Source organism: Haladaptatus litoreus, from assembly GCF_900156425.1.
GTDB classification, from domain to species: Archaea; Halobacteriota; Halobacteria; order Halobacteriales; family Haladaptataceae; genus Haladaptatus; species Haladaptatus litoreus.
In genome coordinates, this window is record NZ_FTNO01000002.1 from 317829 (window position 1) to 337582 (window position 19754).

28 protein-coding genes and 1 pseudogene are annotated in these 19754 nt (G+C 58.5%); 8 read left to right on the forward strand and 21 right to left on the reverse strand.

The window, feature by feature from the left end:
• Positions 1 to 17 precede the first annotated feature (17 nt).
• From BW974_RS12695 to BW974_RS12725, 7 genes are all read right to left on the reverse strand, one after another.
• Positions 18 to 545: a GNAT family N-acetyltransferase gene (locus tag BW974_RS12695; protein ID WP_076430644.1), complete on the reverse strand. Its 528-nt coding sequence runs from the start codon at positions 543 to 545 to the stop codon at positions 18 to 20.
• A 56-nt stretch (positions 546 to 601) separates the two neighbouring features.
• Positions 602 to 1018 carry an iron-sulfur cluster assembly scaffold protein gene (locus BW974_RS12700; protein WP_076430645.1) on the reverse strand — a complete coding sequence of 139 codons (417 nt, stop codon included), beginning with the start codon at positions 1016 to 1018 and terminating at the stop codon, positions 602 to 604.
• A gap of 27 nt (positions 1019 to 1045) precedes the next feature.
• The gene (locus BW974_RS12705) at positions 1046 to 2335 is read right to left on the reverse strand and encodes an MFS transporter (RefSeq protein WP_076430646.1); all 1290 of its coding nucleotides are present in this window, start codon (positions 2333 to 2335) and stop codon (positions 1046 to 1048) included.
• 89 nt (positions 2336 to 2424) lie between these two features.
• Positions 2425 to 3279, reverse strand: coding sequence for an ArsR/SmtB family transcription factor (locus tag BW974_RS12710; protein ID WP_076430647.1), 855 nt, complete (start codon positions 3277 to 3279; stop codon positions 2425 to 2427).
• A 34-nt stretch (positions 3280 to 3313) separates the two neighbouring features.
• Positions 3314 to 3952: an HD domain-containing protein gene (locus tag BW974_RS12715; protein WP_076430648.1), complete on the reverse strand. Its 639-nt coding sequence runs from the start codon at positions 3950 to 3952 to the stop codon at positions 3314 to 3316.
• Between the two features lie 44 nt (positions 3953 to 3996).
• Complete coding sequence (locus BW974_RS12720) at positions 3997 to 4527, reverse strand: DsbA family protein (protein ID WP_076430945.1); 531 nt, start codon at positions 4525 to 4527, stop codon at positions 3997 to 3999.
• A gap of 73 nt (positions 4528 to 4600) precedes the next feature.
• Complete coding sequence (locus BW974_RS12725; RefSeq protein ID WP_076430649.1) at positions 4601 to 5848, reverse strand: aminotransferase class V-fold PLP-dependent enzyme; 1248 nt, start codon at positions 5846 to 5848, stop codon at positions 4601 to 4603.
• Positions 5849 to 5964: 116 nt separating this feature from the next.
• On the opposite strand from BW974_RS12725, the gene BW974_RS12730 reads away from it, so the two are divergent.
• Complete coding sequence (locus BW974_RS12730) at positions 5965 to 6144, forward strand: hypothetical protein (protein WP_076430650.1); 180 nt, start codon at positions 5965 to 5967, stop codon at positions 6142 to 6144.
• Positions 6145 to 6158: 14 nt separating this feature from the next.
• Here the strand turns inward: BW974_RS12730 and BW974_RS12735 are convergent, their stop codons facing one another.
• The gene (locus tag BW974_RS12735) at positions 6159 to 6449 is read right to left on the reverse strand and encodes a DUF424 domain-containing protein (RefSeq protein WP_076430651.1); all 291 of its coding nucleotides are present in this window, start codon (positions 6447 to 6449) and stop codon (positions 6159 to 6161) included.
• A 13-nt stretch (positions 6450 to 6462) separates the two neighbouring features.
• A pseudogene (locus BW974_RS12740) lies at positions 6463 to 7191 on the reverse strand (tetratricopeptide repeat protein); the annotation flags it as partial.
• Positions 7192 to 7378: 187 nt separating this feature from the next.
• Between BW974_RS12740 and BW974_RS12745 the strand changes: the two are divergent.
• The 3 genes from BW974_RS12745 to BW974_RS12755 all read left to right on the forward strand — a co-directional run bounded on the left by BW974_RS12745 (position 7379) and on the right by BW974_RS12755 (position 8781).
• On the forward strand, positions 7379 to 7939 hold the full coding sequence (locus tag BW974_RS12745; protein ID WP_049969372.1) for a TATA-box-binding protein: 561 nt from the start codon (positions 7379 to 7381) through the stop codon (positions 7937 to 7939).
• A gap of 38 nt (positions 7940 to 7977) precedes the next feature.
• Complete coding sequence (locus tag BW974_RS12750; RefSeq protein WP_076430653.1) at positions 7978 to 8340, forward strand: DUF7473 family protein; 363 nt, start codon at positions 7978 to 7980, stop codon at positions 8338 to 8340.
• Between the two features lie 63 nt (positions 8341 to 8403).
• A complete protein-coding gene (locus BW974_RS12755) occupies positions 8404 to 8781 on the forward strand; it encodes a hypothetical protein (protein ID WP_076430654.1) in 378 nt (125 codons plus the stop codon).
• Here BW974_RS12755 and BW974_RS12760 read toward each other — a convergent pair whose 3' ends face one another.
• The 12 genes from BW974_RS12760 to thpR form a co-directional block, all read right to left on the reverse strand.
• Positions 8782 to 9264: a dihydrofolate reductase gene (locus BW974_RS12760; RefSeq protein WP_076430655.1), complete on the reverse strand. Its 483-nt coding sequence runs from the start codon at positions 9262 to 9264 to the stop codon at positions 8782 to 8784.
• The gene (thyA, locus tag BW974_RS12765) at positions 9261 to 10259 is read right to left on the reverse strand and encodes a thymidylate synthase (RefSeq protein WP_076430656.1); all 999 of its coding nucleotides are present in this window, start codon (positions 10257 to 10259) and stop codon (positions 9261 to 9263) included. The genes BW974_RS12760 and thyA overlap by 4 nt, the downstream gene beginning before the upstream one ends.
• Positions 10260 to 10305: 46 nt before the next feature.
• Positions 10306 to 11271, reverse strand: a complete 966-nt coding sequence (locus BW974_RS12770; RefSeq protein ID WP_076430657.1) for a TIGR01177 family methyltransferase — start codon at positions 11269 to 11271, stop codon at positions 10306 to 10308.
• A 405-nt stretch (positions 11272 to 11676) separates the two neighbouring features.
• Positions 11677 to 12846 carry a signal recognition particle-docking protein FtsY gene (gene ftsY, locus BW974_RS12775; RefSeq protein WP_076430658.1) on the reverse strand — a complete coding sequence of 390 codons (1170 nt, stop codon included), beginning with the start codon at positions 12844 to 12846 and terminating at the stop codon, positions 11677 to 11679.
• A 6-nt stretch (positions 12847 to 12852) separates the two neighbouring features.
• Complete coding sequence (gene pfdA / locus BW974_RS12780) at positions 12853 to 13308, reverse strand: prefoldin subunit alpha (protein WP_076430946.1); 456 nt, start codon at positions 13306 to 13308, stop codon at positions 12853 to 12855.
• A gap of 274 nt (positions 13309 to 13582) precedes the next feature.
• Entirely contained in the window at positions 13583 to 13822 is a 240-nt protein-coding gene (locus tag BW974_RS24670; protein ID WP_139328872.1) for a hypothetical protein, read from the reverse strand.
• A complete protein-coding gene (locus tag BW974_RS27495; RefSeq protein ID WP_449267256.1) occupies positions 13741 to 13974 on the reverse strand; it encodes a DUF7344 domain-containing protein in 234 nt (77 codons plus the stop codon). Before BW974_RS27495 ends, BW974_RS24670 begins: the two co-directional genes overlap by 82 nt.
• Positions 13975 to 13985: 11 nt before the next feature.
• Entirely contained in the window at positions 13986 to 14192 is a 207-nt protein-coding gene (locus BW974_RS24675) for a DUF7344 domain-containing protein (RefSeq protein ID WP_139328873.1), read from the reverse strand.
• A 239-nt stretch (positions 14193 to 14431) separates the two neighbouring features.
• Positions 14432 to 15097: a translation initiation factor IF-6 gene (locus tag BW974_RS12790; RefSeq protein WP_076430659.1), complete on the reverse strand. Its 666-nt coding sequence runs from the start codon at positions 15095 to 15097 to the stop codon at positions 14432 to 14434.
• Between the two features lie 4 nt (positions 15098 to 15101).
• Positions 15102 to 15380 carry a 50S ribosomal protein L31e gene (locus BW974_RS12795; protein ID WP_049969362.1) on the reverse strand — a complete coding sequence of 93 codons (279 nt, stop codon included), beginning with the start codon at positions 15378 to 15380 and terminating at the stop codon, positions 15102 to 15104.
• Positions 15380 to 15532 carry a 50S ribosomal protein L39e gene (locus BW974_RS12800; RefSeq protein WP_049969361.1) on the reverse strand — a complete coding sequence of 51 codons (153 nt, stop codon included), beginning with the start codon at positions 15530 to 15532 and terminating at the stop codon, positions 15380 to 15382. Before BW974_RS12800 ends, BW974_RS12795 begins: the two co-directional genes overlap by 1 nt.
• 53 nt (positions 15533 to 15585) lie before the next feature.
• On the reverse strand, positions 15586 to 16143 hold the full coding sequence (gene thpR / locus BW974_RS12805) for an RNA 2',3'-cyclic phosphodiesterase (RefSeq protein ID WP_076430947.1): 558 nt from the start codon (positions 16141 to 16143) through the stop codon (positions 15586 to 15588).
• Between the two features lie 116 nt (positions 16144 to 16259).
• Between thpR and fer the strand changes: the two genes are divergently transcribed.
• From fer to BW974_RS12825, 4 genes are all read left to right on the forward strand, one after another.
• The gene (gene fer, locus BW974_RS12810; protein ID WP_076430660.1) at positions 16260 to 16904 is read left to right on the forward strand and encodes a ferredoxin Fer; all 645 of its coding nucleotides are present in this window, start codon (positions 16260 to 16262) and stop codon (positions 16902 to 16904) included.
• Between the two features lie 186 nt (positions 16905 to 17090).
• Positions 17091 to 18470 carry a signal recognition particle protein Srp54 gene (locus tag BW974_RS12815; protein ID WP_076430661.1) on the forward strand — a complete coding sequence of 460 codons (1380 nt, stop codon included), beginning with the start codon at positions 17091 to 17093 and terminating at the stop codon, positions 18468 to 18470.
• A gap of 121 nt (positions 18471 to 18591) precedes the next feature.
• Positions 18592 to 19176: a magnesium transporter gene (locus BW974_RS12820; protein ID WP_076430662.1), complete on the forward strand. Its 585-nt coding sequence runs from the start codon at positions 18592 to 18594 to the stop codon at positions 19174 to 19176.
• Complete coding sequence (locus BW974_RS12825; RefSeq protein ID WP_076430663.1) at positions 19177 to 19734, forward strand: magnesium transporter; 558 nt, start codon at positions 19177 to 19179, stop codon at positions 19732 to 19734. It begins immediately after the preceding gene.
• Positions 19735 to 19754: the final 20 nt, after the last annotated feature.

Below are 19754 nucleotides of genomic sequence, written 5' to 3' on the forward strand. Positions count from 1 at the left end.
CCTCGTCGTATCACACGCTACGGCGACGGATTCCCCCTCTTTCCCCTTTCCATCTCTTTTCTGTATTCGTAGCTGTGCGTATCGATTCGGTTGTCGTAGAACTCGTTCTCGCGCCGATAGCCATTCGACTCATAGAATTTCACGGCGCGTTCGTTTTCGGCCATGACGCCTAATTCGATTTGCTCACCGCCGCGCCGTTCGATATTCTGTTCAGTGGTGGCGAGAAGTCGCCGTCCGATTCCTTCGCCCCACCGTTCGGGAAGCACGTAGATGCGACCGAGATGATACGTCGTAGAGCAGTCGTTGTCGAGAGTAGCGGAAGCGAATCCGACAACGTCGGATTCGCTCGTCACTGCGACAGCAAAAATCGCATCGTCGTTTTCGATAAGCGAGCGAAACGCTTCCGCGTCGTAGTGCTTTTTTAGAAATTCATCGACTGTTTTAGACCCGATAATCGGTTCGTGAGCGGAATACCACGCTTTTTCTGCAACTCGCCGAATGCCGTCGATATGCGTCGGCGTCGCTGGACGAATCTCGAAAGCCATATCGGCAGAACGGCAACGTCAGTAAAAAAAGTCAGTCGATAAAGGGATACTGTCAGTTATTCCGTCGTCGTTTTGTCGAGTTCCGCTTCCCCTTCGAAAATCTCGGCGCCGTCTTGGACGACCTTTTCGGCGAGGACGGCGCATTTCACCCGCATCGGGCTGATTTCGACGCCGAGCATGTCGATAACGTCGTCTCTGTCCATTTCCTCTACTTCGTCCAAGGTCATTCCCGGTAGTTTCTGCGACAGCATGCTCGCGCTGGCCTGACTGATGGCACACCCGTCGCCGCGGAACGCGACTCGCTCGATGGTTTCCTCGTCGTCGTCGAGACTCACGTCGAATTCCAGTTCGTCGCCACAGGAGGGGTTGACTCCCTCGTGGGTGAAATGGGGGTCGTCCAGTTCACCGTAGTTGCGCGGGCTTCGGTAGTGGTCGAGAATCTGCTGTCGGTACATGTCCGAACCCATGCTCATTGTTGAATATCGGTACGAGAGTGTCGCCTAAAAGGATTCCGACGGTTCGGCCCGCTTTGAGCGTGTCAGCCCGTATCGTTCCGAACGAAGGTCTTCGACATCTGCAAGGTTTCGAAGAAGCGGATGAGTTAGCCAGCAGGCGGAAATGAACAGGAGTCCGAATCCCGCACTGGTCATGACGATGGAGTTCCCGAACACGTTTCCACCGATTCCACCGAGAAGGGAACCGACTGGCATCGCACCGACGGAACCGCTGGCGAGCACCGACGAGACACGACCCATCAGGTCTTCCGGAACGACGGACTGTACCATTGCCGCGAAAATAACGTTCGTCGCACCGATTGGAACACCTGCGAGGAAGAAGAGCGCCACCGTCGCCGGAAGCCATCCTACTGCGATAGCGACAAGCCACGCAACACCACTGAAAGCGAATCCACCGATGCTCAACGTTGCCAGCGAAAATCGCTTCAAGGGTGTCGCGGAAAGCGACCCAACGAGCATTCCACCGGTAATTCCGGCGAGGATGAAACCGTACGCATCCGGTCCACCGTGGGTGTTCGCGTAGGCCGGTAGCACTGCGAGTGCTGTCCCAATAGTCGCGTTGACGACGAGACTTCCGAGGAGCACCCAGACGAGCACCGAACCGCGAACGTAGCGGATTCCGTCCGCGAGTTGTACGCGATATTCGTCCACTGCGGAGGTGACGTTTTTCGCGTCTTCGCCCTGGTCACCTTCGTCACTCTCTGCCGGAGGGATTTGCACGCCGACGAACACGAGCGCCGCGATAGCGAACGTTACCGAGTCGATGAGATAGAGCGATACCGCACCGACCACCGCGACCACGATGCCGCCGAGGGCCGTGAAGACGAAATCGACGCCCTGATACGCGAACGAGAACGCAGAGTTCGCTTCGACCAGTTCTTCTTTCTCGACGACGCGCGGGAGGGCGGCCTGCTGTGCCGGGTAGACGAACTGGTTGAGGAGCGAGACGAGGGGCATCACGACGAGAACGACCCATACCGAGAGCCATCCCGTCGCGGCGGCGAGCGGTATCACGAGGACGAGAATCCCCTGTGTGACCTGCGTCCCGACCAGAATCCGGCGGAGTGGCCAGCGGTCAACGAGCGGCCCGGCGAGGAACTGAAACACCTGCGGAAGCATGGTGAGAAATCCCGCCAATCCGGTGTAGAACGACGACCCACCGAGGGAGAACGCGAGCCACATCGCCGCGATGGTGTAGGCGCTGTCTCCAGCGTTCGTTATCAGTCGTCCGAAGAAGAGTCGCGCGAAAGTACCGTTTTTGAATAGAGAGCGCACAAAACGAAAGAAGCAGTATCGTCCCATATCTGTTCGCAGAACTACATTTCTGTAGCTGAAGCTACCGAAACGAACTTCTGATATAGACTTTACATATCTTCGACTTCGACGGTCAGTTCATCGTCCACGGTCACTGTGAGTTCGTCGCCATCCAATTCGACGGTGTACTCGACCAGTAACGGTATCTCGGCGATGATTTCAGCCTCGTTTTCGATGAGCCATTCCAGTTCCCACGCGGACTGCTCGCGGAGGTTGATGCCGTGTTCGTAGTGAAACGCGACGACTGCCGGATGTTGGAGGATATACGAGCCAATCGAGCCGAATCCGTGGTCGTTGCATCGTTCGCAGACGAACTCGACTCCGATTTCAGATTCCTGCTCGAAATGTTTCGATTCGGTGACGAGTGACTTGGTCGTTCGTCCAGAACAGTTCAGACAGACACCGTCGGCCATCATCAAGAACACGTTACGAAGCCACCGTTCGAAGGTTCGCGGCAATTCTGCAGTGTCGCGGCCTTCGAACGCACCCGGCGGGAATCCGAATTTCGACCATTGTTCGTCGCAGGTCGGACAACGAACCGTTACCATCTCTTCGTCGTACTCCGCTTCCAGCATCGTTTCACATTTGACACAAGGAGAATCGAGTTCGTACGTCGTGGATTCGGCGCGCTGTGTGTACGTTCCGGAGAGAATCGCACCGATGACTCGAAATCCCGCGAACGGGAGTTCGTACTTCCCGTCTTTCTGCCGGACGAACAAGCCGACGAGTTTGTTCAGATGGTAGTTGAACTGCCCGCTGTCCCTCAGTCCGACTCGGTCGTGCAGTTCGGAAAACGACAGCGGTTCGTCGGCCTCCCAGAGTGTTTGAATGATTCCGATTCGGGTGTCGTTTCCGAGGAGAGAGAAGGCTTCTTCAGGGGACAAATTCCGGTCGTCCGCGTTCATGGCTGTTGATTTACTGGACGGGTGAAAACGATTTTCACACCTCGCCAGTGACTTCGCGTTCGAACCGCGCGATAAACTCCTCCACGAACGCACTGCGCTCCTCGGCCATCCGACGGCCTGCATCGGTGTACATCCGCTCCGGCAGTCGGAGAATTTTCTTGTGGAAATGGTTCATCGCCGTGGCTCCGGAAGTCGTATCGTCCGTCACTATCGGCAGACCGGGGTCGTGGAGTGGTTGTGCGAATTCGCCGCTAAAGCAGAAGTTGCGGGCAATTCCAACCGCGCCAAGGGCGTCGAGGTTGTCGGCATCGGAGAGCAGTTTCGCTTCTATCGTTTCGGGTTCCACGTCGTTCGAAAAGCGATGTGCCCGGATACAGTGTTGAATCGCTTCGATTTCCGTCTCTGCGGCGTCGTACTCGGCAAGAATACGTTTTGCTCCCTTCGCACCCCACTCGGCGTGGTCAGCGATTTCGCCACGGTCTTCGCGTGCCCTGCCGATGTCGTGAAGCCAGACTGCCGTGAACAGGATTCGGTCGTTCGCGCCGTGTTCTTCGGCGAGGGTTTCCGCGAGATTGGCGACTCGTTTGACGTGATGCCAATCGTGAGCGGGAGCGACGTTTTCGAAGTAGGTTTTTGCACGCGAACGAACTGCTTTCGGGAGGGTTTTCGTCATTGAACCTGTCATTCCCTCGGCCAGTTAAAATAGATGTGGGAACCTCACATCGCATCTTCGAGCGCCGCCCGAAGTGGGGTGACATCCCACTGCTCATCGTAGCGCTCTCCGTTGATGAAGAACGTCGGCGTTCCGATAACCCCGCTTTGAGCGCCGGAGATAAGATCCTCGCGAACCCGGTTGCGGTGAGTGTGCATCGCGAGCTCGTCGTTGAACTGGGTGAGGTCGAGGGTTGCGGCGAAATCCTGTAGCTCCGCTTCCCTTATTTCGCTCGGCTGCCTGAAGAGCAGGTCGTGCATTTCCCAGAATTTCCCCTGTTCCGCTGCCGCTTCTGACGCCTCTGCCGCCCGCTGTGCATGCGGATGCAATTGCGTAAGCGGGAAGTGGCGAAAAACGAATCGCACTCGGTCTCCCATCGTCCGTCTCAGTTCTTTCACCGCCTGATGTGCCTCCTCGCAGTACGGGCATTCGTAATCCCCATATTCAACGAGTGTGACGCCTGCATCGGCCGCCCCATCGACATGGTCGTACTGCTTCACCGGCACAGCAAGCTGCGTTGCGCGTGATTGACTCATCGGTACCCCCATCTAGACTACTGCTATCGTCGGTCATAGAACTACCGCGACCTACGAAACTTTCCGCTGAAACCTACTGCGCGAACAACTGCCGGGCGTCGTCCACGGCTTCGACCAGTTTATCCACCTCTTCGCGGGTGTTGTAGATGTAGAACGACGCGCGCGCAGACGCTGGGACGCCCATTTTGTCGTGGAGCGGTTGGGTACAGTGGTCGCCCGCCCGAATCGCTACCGCGTGGTCGTTCACGATACTGGAGAGGTCGTGGGCGTGGACGCTATCCACGTTGAACGAGACGAGTCCGCCGCGGTCGTCGCCCGGCGGGCCGTAAATTTCCACGTCGCCCTCTTCGGTCAGGCGGTCGTAGGCGTACTCCGCGAGCTGCTCTTCGTGGCGCTGGATTCGCTCCATGCCGATGTCTTCCAGATACTCGACGGCCGCGGCCAACGCGACACCCTGCGCGATGTTCGGCGTTCCAGCCTCGAACTTCCACGGCAGGTCTTCCCACGTCGCGTCCTCGTAGGTCACTTTGCGAATCATGTCGCCGCCGTAGAGATACGGTTCCATCTCTTCCAAGATGTGTTTCTTGCCGTACAGGCCGCCGATTCCGGTCGGGCCAGCCATCTTGTGGCCTGAGAAGGCGTAGAAGTCGGCGTCGATTTCCTCGACATCGACAGGGCGGTTCGGCACGGCCTGCGCGCCATCGACGAAGATGTAGGAATCGTGGTCGTGGGCGATGTCGGCTAGTTCGCTAACCGGGTTCGCCGTCCCGAGCGTGTTGGAGACGTGGACGACGCTCACCATTTTCGTGTCGTCGGTAATCATCTCCTCTGCGGCGTCCATGTCGAGGTAGCCCTGTTCGTCCACGGGGATGTATTTCACATCTGCACCCGTCTTTTTGCCGAGTTGTTGCCACGTCACGAGCGAGGCGTGATGTTCCATCTCGGTCAGGACGACTTCGTCGCCCGGCCCGAGTTCGTTCAGTCCCCACGCGTAGGCCACGAGGTTTTCACCCTCCGTCGTGTTCTTCGTGAACACCATCTCCTCGCGCCCGCCGCTCGCGCCGATGAACTCCGCGACAGTGTCGTGGGCCTCCTCGTAGGCGACTGAGGCTTCTTGGCTTAACTGGTGGATACCGCGGTGGACGTTCGCGTTGTAGTTCCGATAGTAGTCACAGATGGCGTCTACGACTTGTTCCGGCGTCTGCGTCGTCGCCGCGTTGTCGAGATACACCAACTGGGTTTCGTTGACTTCCCGTTCCAAAATCGGGAAGTCCTCCCGAATACGCGCGACATCCAGCGCGTCTGACTGCTGTGGTTCCATTACACAATGGTTGGTGTTCGAGTCAAAACACTCCTTCGGTCTACCGAGCGCGACGAAACCGGTTTTCGTTACACGCTGGCAACGTGACTTAAGCTACTTCGTCCCTTGCTGTCCGTATGGTTTCGAAACGACGACTCGGCGCGAGTCTACTCTTTCTCGGCCTCGCGTTCGTCGGTGCCTTCCACACTGTCCTCTCGTTGGCTTTCGACACCGGCCTGACGACGATTGGTGCGGGAATAGCGATTGGGTCACTGCTCTGTCTGGTCGCTGTAAACGTTCCTGCATTGCTGGATTAGTTCCCGAACCGAAGCTACACCCGTAAAAACTGGGCGTGCTTCGTGGCGTCCAAATCGAGAACGCTCTCCTCGTCAACGAAGCCCTTCTCGATTGCGAGGCTTACGGCCTCGGTGCCGACGATGTTCGCCACACTGGCGCGGGTCAAACTGTCCACGACTTCGCTTTCGTCAACCTCGTCGCCGCCGTAGAACTCCTCGCTCACGGTGAACGACACATCGCCCGCTTCGAACGTCTCGCCGAGCACGTCGTCGTCACAGACTGCAACCAGCAGTCCCTCTTGTGTGTCTCGCTCCCTGAGAATCATTGTTCTTCGATTACTCCTGAACCAGTTCTTGCTCCGCCTGCTTTCGCATCTCTTCTGCTTCCTCTGCGAGTCGTTCGGCTTCCTCGTCTTCGCCGACCTCCTCCAGCGCGCGCGCTTTCTCTTCGACGACCTGCACGTTTCTGAACCCGAGTCGAATCGCGTTGTCGAGGCAGTTCAGGGCGTCCTCAGCCAGTCCGCGTTCGAGCAGGAAGAAACCGCGGTTGAACCACGCTTGGGGAAATCGCTGGTCGATTTCGACCGCGCGCTCCGAATGTTCGAGCGCCTGTTCGGTCTGGCCCGACTCCCACAGCGCGTAGGCTAGGTTCGTCTCGGCTGTCGCGGCGTGTTCGCTGTCGTCGTCGATTCGTAGGGCTTCGCGGTACGATCCGATGGCTTCGTCCCACTCTTCGAGTTGGCCGTGCGCCGCGCCCTTGTTCACCCACGCCTCCTGCGCTTCGAGGGAATCCTCGTCGGCGTAGCGGGCCGCGCGTTCGAACGTTTCGGTGGCCTGTTCGAAGCGGTTGATTTGCATGTAGCTCAGCCCGACTTCCACGAGGTCTGCGACGGACACCCTGTCGCTTGGAATCGCTTGTCGGTCTAACATATCCGTGACGACGCGGGAATCTACGGGATCTACCTCGTCCGGATTCACTTCGAGTTCCGGCGGATCTAAATCGAACTCGTCGTATGGGTCGCCGAAGCCCTCTCCTTCCGAAAACTTGTGACTTCGCTCGTCGGTCATTACCCGCCGATTGGGGCGGCGCACTGTTAAGGTCTGCGCCATCGCAATTTGTGAGACGGGCGCGAAACGCCACTAAAGACCCCAATATGAACGTTTCGTCCTGAAATGCTTCATAAAGGCTGTTTGAGACGTGTCAGACAGGACTACCAACCTTTATAAACCTTAAATACGACATTTAAGTCGCGCTATGACCGACCCCAAGGAAACCATCAACATTGAAAACGTGGTCGCCTCGACGGGCATCGGACAGGAACTCGACCTTCAGAGTGTCGCTATGGACCTCGAAGGTGCGGATTACGACCCCGAGCAGTTCCCCGGCCTCGTCTACCGTACCCAGAACCCCAAATCGGCCGCACTCATCTTCCGCTCCGGCAAAATCGTCTGTACCGGCGCGAAGAGTACTGCCGACGTTCACGAAAGTCTCGAAATCGTCTTCGACAAGCTCCGCGAACTGAACATCGAAGTCAACGAGAACCCCGAAATCGTCGTCCAGAACATCGTTACCAGCGCTGACCTCGGACGCAATCTCAATCTCAACGCTATCGCTATCGGTCTCGGTCTGGAGAACATCGAGTACGAACCCGAACAGTTCCCCGGCCTCGTCTACCGTCTCGACGAACCCGAAGTCGTCGCGCTGCTCTTCGGTTCCGGCAAACTCGTCATCACCGGCGGCAAGAAGCCAGAGGACGCAGAGCAGGCGGTTGACAAAATCGTCTCGCGACTCGAAGAACTCGGCCTGCTGGAGTAATCGCCAAACCCAAGATGCCACGCTCGTGAATAACGAGTATGGCACTGCTGGGTGAACTGACGCCAATCGTCGGAACGTATCTCCTTCTGGCGAGTTTTCTCACGCTGACGGCCCACATCGCCGCGAGAAACTTCCTCGGGAGTGTGCCGTTTACTCGCGCGCTCGCAATCGGCCCGGCAATCGCGATACTTCCGTTCGTTCTCCAGCAATACGTCGGAGTTCTCATCGTTGCTATCGCGGTTGCGCTCGATTTGAGCCTCTTTCATATCGTCTATCGAATTAAATGGCGAACCGCGGGATTCGTCACCGCCATCCACATCCTCGTCAGCTTTCTGGGGAGCATCGTCATCGGCGGTATCGTCTACCTCGTTTCGCTCGGCCCGCCCGCGCCGCCGAGCTAAATCCGACTGGAGACGGTGGTATACGACAGAAGACGTATTATTCAGGACGGCAAACTCTTTTTCATGTCTCTCCCCCGCCGCCTCGAACAAGTCGGCATCGTGGTCGGAAGCGTGTTGATGCTCTCGCTTCCGCTCACCGTCTTTACGCCGTTCCTCGTGGAAAGTCCTCAACTGTGGCAAACCACGCTCCTCGTGTATTTGCCAAGTTTCGTCGTCGGTACGCTCATCGCCCTCGGCAAATTCCCGGTTTCGTATCAACAGGTCTGGGCGTTCGGTATCGTCAGTTGGCTCAGCACAGTCGCGCTATGGATGATTTTCGATGTTCAGAGCGTAACCGCAGACCAGCAAACAGCAATCGGAACGTGGCTAGTCGCCCTCCTCGTCGGTGCGCTGGTCGCGTGGGCGAATCCGCGGATTCGCCCACGCGGGAGTGAGGCGTAACTACCGACGTTCGTACCGCACGAAATCCAACTCGCCGCGCTCGTCGCGTTCGACTTCCCGCCATTCGTCTCGACTCCACTCTGGAAACCGCGTGTCTCCGTCGTACTCCTCGTGAATTTCGGTGAGAATCAGTTCATCCGTGTAGGGAAGGAACTGTTCGTAAATCGTTGCGCCGCCGATGACGAAGGCGGTGTCGTCCAGTTCTTCGACTTCCGCAATCGCTTCCTCGATGCCGTGAACCAGCACGACATCCTCCGGCAAGTCGGGATTCGACCGACTGAGGACGACGTTCGTTCGCCCCGGAAGCGGGCCGCCGATTTGGCCCGCGATGCTGTCGTAGGTCGTCCGCCCCATAATCACAGGGTGACCCATCGTCGTCTCCTTGAAGTGGCGCAAATCCTCCGAGTAATGCCACGGCATGTCGCCGTCGCTGCCGATGACACCGTTTTCCGCGACGGCGGCGATGCAGACCAGTCGCGTCATTCCGCCACGCTGAATTTGATTCCGGGATGGGCGTCGTACTCCCGAAGCGCGATGTCGTCGTAGGTCAGTTCGGCGAGGGAATCCGCGGTAATCTCGATTTCCGGACGCGATTTCGGTTCGCGCGACAGTTGGGTCAGCAGGCCGGGAACGTGGTCGAAGCGCTCTTTGCCTTCTGCTTCCTCCGGGGCTTCCGATTCGAGCCATTCGCGCACTTCCTCAAATTCGGCTTTCACCTCCACGTCGTCCAGTCGCGCTTGGAGTTCGCCGAGATTGTCGCGGTACCATTCGCCGCGTTCGCCCTCGCCGCAGTAGATGTGGGCATCCACGATTGTGTGGGCGAACTTCCCGACCTCGAATCCGGTTTCCCGCGCGAGAACAGTCGCGAGCAGGGCGTAGGCCGCGATGTTGAACGGAATCCCGAGTGCCACGTCGCCCGACCGCTGAGTGAGATGTAGGTTCAGCGTTTCGCCCTGAACGTTGACGACGAAGGTGTAGTGGCACGGCGGAAGCGTCGAAACCGCCGCATTTGCCGGATGCCACGCCGAGACGACGAACCGCCGCGAGTTCGGATTTTCGTTCAGGCCGTCCACGACGTACTGAATCTGGTCGAAGGTTCCGTCCTCGTTTAGCCAGCGATGGCCGTCCTCGGGCCACGACTCGCCCGAAAGTCCCGAGTCCGGAACCGGAAATCGCCGCCAGAATCGTCCGTAGGCGGTGTCGAGGTTCCCTTCTTCGTCGGCCCATTCGTTCCAGATTCCGGTCTTCTCTCGGAGGTTTCGGACGTGCTCTTCACCGGAAAGATACCAAAGAAGTTCGTGCAACATCGAGTCCCAGCGAAAGCCGTCCATCTGTTTCGTGGTCAACAGCGGAAATCCTTCTTGGAGGTCGATTTCGTAGTGTTGGCTGAACGTCGAAATCGTATCCACGCCGGTTCGATTGGGCTTGTACGTTCCCTCCCGAAGGACGTTCTCCACGAGGCCCAGATATTGCTCCATAGGCGTGGGTTTACGGTGATAGCATTTACTACATTCGGAAAATTTCTTATCGAGACAACACCGCAATGTAACGTGTCAGCGACCGATGCACTCGGCGCTCGAACTCGCTCTCGACAGTCCAACCAGCGTCCCGCGCTTCGTCAGTCCACGAGCGGTCGCCGACAATCACCGTGCGAGAGGCAACGCGATGGGCCTCCGACAGCGCGCCAGCAACGAGGTCGTCCAGTTCCAGATTGGCGATTTTCGACTGCCTGCCGTAGGGTGCGTCGAACACGACTCCATCAATCGAATCGTCGGGAAACGGCAGATGTGTCGCATCGCCGCGAACCGCCCCTGCGCCGCTATCGGAACCGTAATGTTCGAGATTCTCATTCGCCCCGCGAACCATCTTTTCCTGTGCATCGACACCCAGTGGTCGCGCTCCCACCAGCGCGGCCTCGATGAGCACCCCGCCAGTGCCGCACATCGGGTCGAGAATCGTCGTCCCCTCCCGTGCCCCAGCGATGTTCGCCAGCGCGCGGGCGAGCAGTGGATGCATACTTCCGGGTTGAAAAAACGGCCTGTCGGTCGGCATTCGCGTGCCAAAGTTCCGTTTGCTCTCGGTTTCGAGCCAACCAAGCATGCAAACGTCGTCAGAGAAAACGGCCCGGAGTTCGTGGTCGGGGTCGTCCAAATCGACCGAAAATCCGCGTTCGACGAGTATCCCGCCGAGTTCGCGCTCCGCTTCCTGCGTGCTGATTCGTGTTTCGCGCACTGCGCGCGCGCGCACGGCGACCGTTCCCTCGCGGTCGATGGCCGCCGCGGAGAGCAGGGCGCACGCACTGTCGATGTCGGCGTCCGTCTCGCCAACCAGTTCGCTCGCCCGGTGGGTGTACGCGAGGTGTCGCACGCGCTCAGTGACGGCCGTCGCTCGCGCGAGTCCGGGCGCGACGAGTTCGACATCAGTCGCCGCGCTTTCGGCCTCACAGGCCGCAAATCCGTCGTCTTCTCCGCCGAGTTCGAGTAGATACACTGTTGGTTTTTAGGTGGTGTTTTCCAGTGCGATTCGGTTCGCTGTCGTTCGACAGAAATCGGTGGTTGGTCTTGGCGGTTGCGAATTACGAGTGGAATAGTCTCACTGAGGTGGTCTCCGATTTCTTGCTGACGTACTTTCTGACTTCTCTGCCGTGACTGCAAATCACGACTACAAACACCGCCACCGCATGCGGGCGCGGGTCGTCCCTCCCCGCTCGCAATCGAGGCAGACCGCTTGCCTCGTACTCCCCTTACCTCCCCGGGCACTCGAACACCTGCGCCAGCGGTCGGCGCAGGTTTTCTCGCCGCGCGTCCCGAAGTCGGTGACAATGCGCGATTTGTGGGTGGCTGTTGCTCTTCGAACTGCTGTTGCTTTGTCGCGCGAAAAAACGTTGAAATTCGATTATTCGTCTTCGTCGCCGAGCAGTCGTTCGACGAGGGTTTCGGGGTCGAATCGCTCGATGTCGTCGTACCCCTGTCCGGTTCCGAGGAAGAGAATCGGCTTCCCCGTCACGTGCGAGATGGAAATCGCGGCTCCACCTTTCGAGTCGGCGTCCGCCTTCGTCAGGATGGTGCCGTCGATTTCGGCCGCGTCGTTGAACTCCTTGGCGCGCTGCACTGCGTCCTGTCCGGCCACCGCCTCGTCCACGAAGAGGGTCATGTCGGGGCCGACGACGCGCTCGATTTTCTCCAACTGGTCCATCAAACCCTCGCTGGTGTGCAGGCGGCCTGCCGTGTCGCCCAGCACCACGTCGATGTCGTGGGCGTCTGCGTATTCCACGGCGTCGTAGATGACTGCCGCGGGGTCGCCGCCCTGTTCGTGGGCGATGAGCTTTTTGTCGAGTGCGTCGGCGTGAACTTCGATTTGTTCGTTCGCGCCCGCACGGTAGGTGTCGCCGTTCGCCATCACAGACGACAGACCTTGCTCTTCGAGATACTTCGACAGCTTTGCGATGCTCGTCGTCTTCCCGACGCCGTTGACGCCGGTGAAGATGATGACGAGCGGTTTGTCGGCCTCGGCAACGCGCTGGTCGAAATCGAACTGGCCGACGCTAATGACCGACAGCAGGGAGTCACGAAGCGCCTGCTCGACCACATCGCCGGTTTCGGCGCTGAACTTCCGGGTCGCGCCCACGAGGTCGTTTCGGATGCCTTCGAGCATCTCCTCCGCGACGCTCATCTCCACGTCGCTTTCGAGGAGCGCCATCTCCAACTCCCAAAGCGGGTCTTCGACGTCCTGCTCTTCGATGACGATTTCACCGCGTGCGAACGACGTCGCCTTCTGCATGAAGCCGCCGTTGTTCGTCTCCTCGGGTTCGGACTCGGCTTCCACCTCTACCTCCGGTTCGGACTCGGCTTCCGCCTCTACCTCCGGTTCGGACTCGGAGTCGGGTTCTGCCTCCGACGCCGAATCTTCGGGTTCGGCTTCGTCTTCTTCAACCGGTTCCTCGACGGGTTCCGTTTCTTGCACCGCGTCTTCCTCCTCGGCTTCGGCCTCCTCGGCTTTCTCCTCGGTCGTCTCCTCGACGTCCTTACGGAACCCGCTTAGCTTCTCCTTCAGACTGTCGAACATCGCCGGTTACTCGTCCTCGTCTTCCTGTTCTTGCATCTGCTGCATCTGCTGTTGCATCTGCTGTTGTTGCATCTGCTGGGCCTTCTGCTCCAACTGGTCGCTCTGGTCATCGACCTCGGCGATGTCTTCCTGCACGCTCGTAATCTGCTCGTCGATGACGTCCTTTCGGCTCTTCAGCGACTCGATGGCACCGTTCTGGTCGCGCTCTGCGGCGTAGCCGCCACCGAGTTCGACGACGACTTCGTCGATGTCTTCGACACTGGCGCGGATGTACGCACCGCCGCCGAGCGGTACCTGAACGACCGACCCGGTGTCGAGCGTCTCAATTGCTTCGATGGCTTCGTCCATCTCGTCTTTCTCGTCGCGCAAGTCTTCGACTTCGCCTTCCAGTTCTTCTTTCTCGGCTTCCAACTGCTGAAGCTGCTGGGACAACTGCTGCAGTTCTTGGTTTCCGCCGCCCATCATCGCTCTTCACTCTCCGTTCCGCGAGTAATCGTGCTCATGCCAACACCTGCGTGAGCGAGCGGGAAGAATCTTCCTAACTCTAGCTCCCCGCCAGTGGTTTTTTATGCTGTCAGGTAACCACTGCGCAGTAGGAGAAAATCGAAGTCTCTTCCGTGTTATCGGCTGTTTTGAGCTAAAAGTGGGTTTCAAATGTCGATAACCAGTACGTATCGCGATACGCTCGGCATCGTGCACTCCTCTTACTACAACGACAGTTACATTTCCACGACGGTTACACCCCCGGCGGTTCGCCGCTCGCTCCAAGGCGAGACGAACGAAGTGTGAACACGTGCGCAATGCCGGAGAGGAGGAAGACGCTCGCGACGAACGAACCCCAGACCAACGCCGGAAGCAGACTGAATGGAAATGCTTCCAGCCATACGGCGGCCATCAAGGCAACGCTGACGCCGCCGAGTCCGAGATAGTACTGCGCCCACGACAGTTCCCGTCCCGGAACGACTTCGAGATACATATCGAGTTACTGGCCTGTTCCGTGAGTTTCGCACTTCCGCGTGCCGAGTTATACGTCACGAACCCCGTGCGTTCGAGTTTCGGCAGATGCGTTTGCTGAAGCGAGTTGTAGATTCGTTTTCGTTGGCGCGAGGTGATTTCGTCGGGTGTGATTCCGTGTTCTCCTACGCAGTCACTTGGTCTGCTATCTCCCCGATAGTGACGACTTCGTCGTGCCGCTTGAGATAGTGAAGCGCGTACCGTCGCCGCTGATTTCGAAGAACGTGAAATAGTTCGTCTCGCGAGAGCGAATCCCCGCTGTCTTCCTCTCGAATCCTCGTTTCGTTCGTTTGCTCCCCGTTTTTGACGGGTTGTAACACTGTCTGCCTCATCTCGTGCTCCCTTCTCCCCCAACGTGGGAGGGGAAGACGGAGAACACATGCTCATCAGTGCTCTTATTGGTAGGGTATCTTTTACTGACTTACCGTAGAAAAACGACTCTTCTCTCTCTCATTGTTGGCCGGTGCAACTTGTTGCACATCGCATCTGCGTCCCCCAGAAACCCTTCCGAGCGACAGAATTCGTCTACAAAACGGAACACGGGGAGAATCTCCCGGGTAAGAAATGGAAGTTAGTCGATGTAGCCCAGCGCGTCCTCGATACGACCGAGTTCCGGGCCAGTCGTCTTCTGTCCGGTGACGTAGCCGTTTTCGTTTGCGAGCAGTCCCGACCCGACCAGCGGCCCACCGTAGTTGATGGTACCGATGTCGGCAGGGACACCGAGCACGTCCTCGACGATGTCGAGTTCGTCATCCGTCGCTTTCGGATGGCAGAGGACGCCCTTGTTCGTCGCCACTGCCGCGGTGCCGACCGTCCGAACGTCGGCAATCATACCGCGTTCGACCGGAACGTCAAGGCCATCGGAAACGGCCTGAACCGCCTCGTGTGAAAGGTCAGGATGGACGTATGCTCCGGTGTCGTTCGCGAGAACGACGTTTCCGGCGGCGTTGATACGTCCCGGCAGTTCGGTGACGGGAACGTCCGTGGCATCTTCGAGTTGGTCGCGCTCGTGATCCGTCACACGATTGCTAACGAGCAGACCATTCTCGTTGCCCGCGACGAGTGCACCGACGGTGGACGACCCACCGAGGTTCGTCTCGATACTCTCGACTTCTAACTCCTGTGCGAGAGATTCGACCAGTTCATCGTCCAAATCGGGCCGAATCAGGAGGTACTCGTCAGTGGCTCGTGCGAACACACCAACGTACGACGACCCGTTAAACGCGGTACGAAGCACCGCTCTACTCTTCGTACTCCGCTTCGACGACGGCTTCGCCCTCTTCGTCGAAGCGCGCCGCGTGAACGCGGATTTTTCGTGGCGGGTTCTTCCGACCGCGCGACCAGATTGCTTCGTTGATGGAGGGGTCAAGACGCACGTCTTCCTCGTCAACCTTGAAATGTTTGGCGAGGTGTCCGCGCACCACTTTCATCGCCTTTCCGGCGCGTTTTTGCTTCGGTTCTGCTTTCACGTCTCGGAGCGGAACCGTGATGACTCGCTCCTCGAAATCACTTGCGCTCATTATTCGTCAGTGTCGCTACGCCGCCAGTTGCGGCGCTTTGGGTTTCGCATCACGTCTCGGTCGGTCTTCATGATGACCCACGCAGGGACGCGGCTGTTCTGCCGTTCCAATTTGGAAAGCCGCTTCTTTTTGGCCTTCGACTTCTTTCCCATAGTGGTTGCCACTTTTCCGCCGTGGCTTAAAATCTTGTTCCTTTCAAACGGGGTTACAGCCCGAACGCAGAAACGGTCGAATACTCCGGCCCCTCGCTCGTTAGTTCACTTTTCGTCAGCCGAATCTCCTCGACTTCCATTTCCCCGACTTCGGGGTTGAGTTCCCGCACGCTCTCCTGCACGAGTTCCTTCCCACCAGCGTGTTGCATTCTGGCGATGGTGATGTGGGGGACGAAATCGTCCTCTTCAGGTTCGAAGCCGAGTTCATAGACGCGCGATTCGACGGCGTCGTGTAGCAGTCGCATCTCTTCCCCTCCCTTTTCGACACCAAGCCACACCACGCTGATGTAGTCGAGACTCGGGAAGACACCCAGTCCGCCGACTGTCGCGCTGAACGGGCCGAAATTCACGTCCGACTCGACTGCCGATTCGAGGGTCTTCTCGATGGCTGGTATTCGGTCTTCGTCCACGTCACCTAAGAATTTCAGCGTCAAGTGGGCCTGTCTCGGGTCGGTGAAGCTCAGTCCTTCCGCATCCCGAAATCGGTCTTGGACGCCCGCGACGCCCTCCGCGAGAGAGTCCGGCAAGTCGATGCTCACGAACAGTCGCATACCGACTCCTTCGCCGTGAGACGGCATCAAGATTGGTTTTGGTAGTATCGGAAACCAGTATGACCTCCTGCGGGGTTGGGGACAGGATTTATGAACTAGATTTCCTAACACTACGTGTGAAATCCCCGTTCGATATTTTAGGGATAGATTCGGATGCGGACGACGCGGAAATCGTTGAAGCCTACAGGCAGCGCGTGAAGGAATCCCACCCCGATGTCGGTGGCTCCGCGCGCGAGTTTCAGCGCGTCAAATCCGCATACGAACGGATTCAAGCCGGATACGGAACCGAGGAGTACGACGAAAAACAGGAAGAGGTCGAAGAACATCCCGCCCAACAAAAGCCACAAGTCGAGTTCCTCAACTACGAGATTCTCGACGATTACGGCTGGGAAATCGACGACGAAAACCTGTTCCGGAAAGCCGCCGCGGCCGGACTCGACCCCGAAGAGTACGGCCAGTTTCGCGTCGAAGAACAGGAGTCACTGCTCGAAGCCGCTGAAAATCGCGGCTTCGACTGGCCCTTTGCCTGCCGCGGCGGAGCGTGTGCAAACTGCGCGGTTGCAGTCGTGGAAGGGGAGACGGAGATGTTCTCGAATCACGTCCTCTCCTCGGAGATGACCGACCGCGGATTCCGACTGTCCTGCATCTGCGAACCGGCGACTGACGATATGCAGGTCATCTACAACGTCAAACATCTGCCCGGACTGGACGAACTCCGACTGCCGCCACAGCAGTTCGGACAGGCTTCCTCGGACGACTGAGTTCGAAATCTCGCTCGATTTTTTCAGCTTACGGTTGGCCGAGGTGCTGGTGGCGACGATAGAGATAGTACAAACAGAGTGCCATGGCGAGAAACGCTCGTCAAGAAACTGCCGGAGGTGGCGACTGGGAAGGGAATTAACACCTGAAAGCATTTAAACCGCCAGAAAACCAAACACTCGGTAACAATGGTGCTCGACAATCTCGGTAGTTCTCTTCGCGGTTCCCTCGACAAGTTGAGTGGGAAATCCCGCGTCAGCGAGGACGACATCGAGGAAATCGTAAAAGAGATTCAGCGCTCGCTCCTGCAGGCTGACGTCGACGTGAGCCTCGTGATGGAGCTTTCGGACTCCATCAAAACCCGAGCGCTGGAAGAAGAACCGCCGGGCGGAACCACGGCCCGCGACCACGTCCTGAGTATCGTCTACGAGGAACTGGTAGACCTCGTCGGCGAAAGTACGGACATCCCGCTCGAAAACCAGACCATCCTCCTCGCCGGTTTGCAGGGTTCCGGTAAAACGACCACCGCCGCCAAGATGGCGTGGTGGTTCTCCAAGAAGGGACTGCGGCCCGCAGTCATCCAGACTGACACCTTCCGCCCCGGTGCCTACGACCAAGCCAAAGAGATGTGTTCTCGCGCCGAGGTGGATTTCTACGGCAATCCCGACAACGACGACCCCGTGGACATCGCCAGAAAGGGACTTGAAGAAACCGCCGACGCTGACATTCACATCGTTGACACCGCCGGTCGGCACGCGCTGGAAGACGACCTCATCGCCGAAATCGAGGAAATCGAAGCGGAAGTCGACCCCGACAGAAATCTGCTCGTCCTCGACGCCGCAATCGGGCAGGGTGCGAAAGACCAAGCCAAACAGTTCGACAAATCCATCGGCATCAACGGCGTCGTCATCACGAAACTCGACGGTACCGCGAAAGGTGGTGGTGCCCTGACCGCCGTCAACGAGACGGATTCCTCGATTGCGTTCCTCGGTTCCGGTGAAACCGTACAGGACGTGGAGCGGTTCGAACCGAACAGCTTCATCTCGCGCCTGCTCGGAATGGGCGACCTCGGCCAACTCACCGAGCGCGTCCAGCGCGCGATGGAGGAGACGCAAGAAGAAGAGGAAGACTGGGACCCGGAGGATATGCTGAAAGGCCAGTTCACCCTCAAAGACATGCGTCACCAGATGAACGCGATGAACAAGATGGGGCCGCTCGACCAAGTGATGGACATGATTCCGGGAATGGGCGGCGGACTCATGGACGAACTGCCGGACGACGCGATGGACGTGACGAAAGACCGGATGCGCGCCTTCGAGGTCATCATGGATTCGATGACAGAGAGCGAACTCGAAAATCCGCGTTCCATCGGCGCGAGCCAAATCCGGCGTATTTCGCGCGGAAGCGGCAAGGACGAAGAACGAATCCGCGAACTGCTCCAGCAACACAAGATGATGTCCCAGACGCTCAAACAGTTCCAAGGAATGGGACAGGGCGGCGACATGGAGCGCATGATGAAGAAGATGCAGGGCGGCGGCGGTGGCGGCGGACTCGGGCCGTTCGGATAAATGCGACTATCCCGACTCCGATTTCTCCCGTTTTCTTCGCTTGGTAACTCTACTGACAGTCTCCCGCACCGCCACCACAACACACCGCTTTTTTGTCCTGCGCCCGCGTCAACGGGGATAGATGTCCGTCCGGGAAGTCGCCGCCGAGGCGTACCGCGAGGCCCTCCCCGCGCTGGCCGCGAGCATGGTCGGCGGCCTGTTCGCGGGCGTCGTCCTCGGCGGAATGCGCGTCGAGCTCCGTGAAGTACAGGGATTGCTCGTCCTCGTCCCCGCCCTGTTGGCTACCCGCGGGAACGTCTACGGATCGCTCGGCGCGCGCCTCGCGTCCGGACTCCACCAAGGCCTCGTCGAACCGTCGTTCGTCCCGGACGACAGACGGGTATGGGCCGCCATCGTCGCCTCGCTAGCGAACGGAATCCTCGCCAGTCTGTTCGCGTCAGTGGTCGCGTTTTCCATCCTTCGTCTGCTTGCCGACCCGGTTGCACCCCTGCCCACCTTGGTCGCTATCGCACTCATCGCCGGATTGCTCTCGGGAACCGCGCTGACCGTCGCCGTCGTCATCGTGGTGTTCGCGGGCTATCGTCGGGGGCAAAATCCGGACACACTCGTCGGGCCGCTGGTGACGACGACTGGCGACGTGTTCGGAATTTCGTTCCTCCTGCTCGCTGTTCGAATCGTCCTCGGACTCGGATTCGGGGGCGGATAGATGCCAACAGACTGGACAGTTCGAGCCATCATGCGGGCCATGCTCCCCGTATTGCTCGCCCTGACAATCGTAGAAATCGGGAGCGGACTCGTTCTCGGGTCGTTCGAAAACACGCTCCTCCGCTATCCGACACTCCTCGCGCTGGTTCCGGTCACCATCGGGACTGCAGGAAATTTGGGAAGCATCCTTGCGGCCAGACTTTCGACCGCATTCCACCTCGGAACGCTCTCGTTCGACCGAGGGGACGAACTGCTCGCGGGCAATGCGGTTGCGACCGTTGCACTCGCTATCACGGTTTTCCCGGTCGTTGGAGTCGGCGCGTGGTCGCTGACGTGGCTCATCGGCGGCACCGAACTCGGTTTGTTGACCGTGGTGTTCATCTCGCTGATGAGCGGTATCACACTGGCGTTCATCGCGGTGCTGGTCACGCTCGTCGCCACCTACGTCGCCTATCGGTTCGAACTCGACCCGGACGACGTGGTCATTCCGGTCGTCACGAACGCTTGCGACGTGCTGGGCGTTATCGTGCTGTTCGTCGTCGTGAGAATCGTGCTGTGAACAAAACTGCCAGCTAAAAT

Bases quoted from the DNA above. Each gene is read 5' to 3' on its own strand.
- BW974_RS12695 (WP_076430644.1), bottom strand. From the start codon at position 545: ATGGCTTTCGAGATTCGTCCAGCGACGCCGACGCATATCGACGGCATT.
- BW974_RS12700 (WP_076430645.1), bottom strand. From the start codon at position 1,018: ATGAGCATGGGTTCGGACATGTACCGACAGCAGATTCTCGACCACTAC.
- BW974_RS12710 (WP_076430647.1), bottom strand. From the start codon at position 3,279: ATGAACGCGGACGACCGGAATTTGTCCCCTGAAGAAGCCTTCTCTCTC.
- BW974_RS12715 (WP_076430648.1), bottom strand. From the start codon at position 3,952: ATGACGAAAACCCTCCCGAAAGCAGTTCGTTCGCGTGCAAAAACCTAC.
- BW974_RS12720 (WP_076430945.1), bottom strand. From the start codon at position 4,527: ATGAGTCAATCACGCGCAACGCAGCTTGCTGTGCCGGTGAAGCAGTAC.
- BW974_RS12725 (WP_076430649.1), bottom strand. From the start codon at position 5,848: ATGGAACCACAGCAGTCAGACGCGCTGGATGTCGCGCGTATTCGGGAG.
- BW974_RS12730 (WP_076430650.1), top strand. From the start codon at position 5,965: ATGGTTTCGAAACGACGACTCGGCGCGAGTCTACTCTTTCTCGGCCTC.
- BW974_RS12735 (WP_076430651.1), bottom strand. From the start codon at position 6,449: ATGATTCTCAGGGAGCGAGACACACAAGAGGGACTGCTGGTTGCAGTC.
- BW974_RS12745 (WP_049969372.1), top strand. From the start codon at position 7,379: ATGACCGACCCCAAGGAAACCATCAACATTGAAAACGTGGTCGCCTCG.
- BW974_RS12750 (WP_076430653.1), top strand. From the start codon at position 7,978: ATGGCACTGCTGGGTGAACTGACGCCAATCGTCGGAACGTATCTCCTT.
- BW974_RS12755 (WP_076430654.1), top strand. From the start codon at position 8,404: ATGTCTCTCCCCCGCCGCCTCGAACAAGTCGGCATCGTGGTCGGAAGC.
- BW974_RS12760 (WP_076430655.1), bottom strand. From the start codon at position 9,264: ATGACGCGACTGGTCTGCATCGCCGCCGTCGCGGAAAACGGTGTCATC.
- thyA (WP_076430656.1), bottom strand. From the start codon at position 10,259: ATGGAGCAATATCTGGGCCTCGTGGAGAACGTCCTTCGGGAGGGAACG.
- ftsY (WP_076430658.1), bottom strand. From the start codon at position 12,846: ATGTTCGACAGTCTGAAGGAGAAGCTAAGCGGGTTCCGTAAGGACGTC.
- pfdA (WP_076430946.1), bottom strand. From the start codon at position 13,308: ATGGGCGGCGGAAACCAAGAACTGCAGCAGTTGTCCCAGCAGCTTCAG.
- BW974_RS24670 (WP_139328872.1), bottom strand. From the start codon at position 13,822: ATGTATCTCGAAGTCGTTCCGGGACGGGAACTGTCGTGGGCGCAGTAC.
- BW974_RS24675 (WP_139328873.1), bottom strand. From the start codon at position 14,192: ATGAGGCAGACAGTGTTACAACCCGTCAAAAACGGGGAGCAAACGAAC.
- BW974_RS12795 (WP_049969362.1), bottom strand. From the start codon at position 15,380: ATGAGCGCAAGTGATTTCGAGGAGCGAGTCATCACGGTTCCGCTCCGA.
- BW974_RS12800 (WP_049969361.1), bottom strand. From the start codon at position 15,532: ATGGGAAAGAAGTCGAAGGCCAAAAAGAAGCGGCTTTCCAAATTGGAA.
- thpR (WP_076430947.1), bottom strand. From the start codon at position 16,143: ATGCGACTGTTCGTGAGCATCGACTTGCCGGACTCTCTCGCGGAGGGC.
- BW974_RS12815 (WP_076430661.1), top strand. From the start codon at position 17,091: ATGGTGCTCGACAATCTCGGTAGTTCTCTTCGCGGTTCCCTCGACAAG.
- BW974_RS12820 (WP_076430662.1), top strand. From the start codon at position 18,592: ATGTCCGTCCGGGAAGTCGCCGCCGAGGCGTACCGCGAGGCCCTCCCC.
- BW974_RS12825 (WP_076430663.1), top strand. From the start codon at position 19,177: ATGCCAACAGACTGGACAGTTCGAGCCATCATGCGGGCCATGCTCCCC.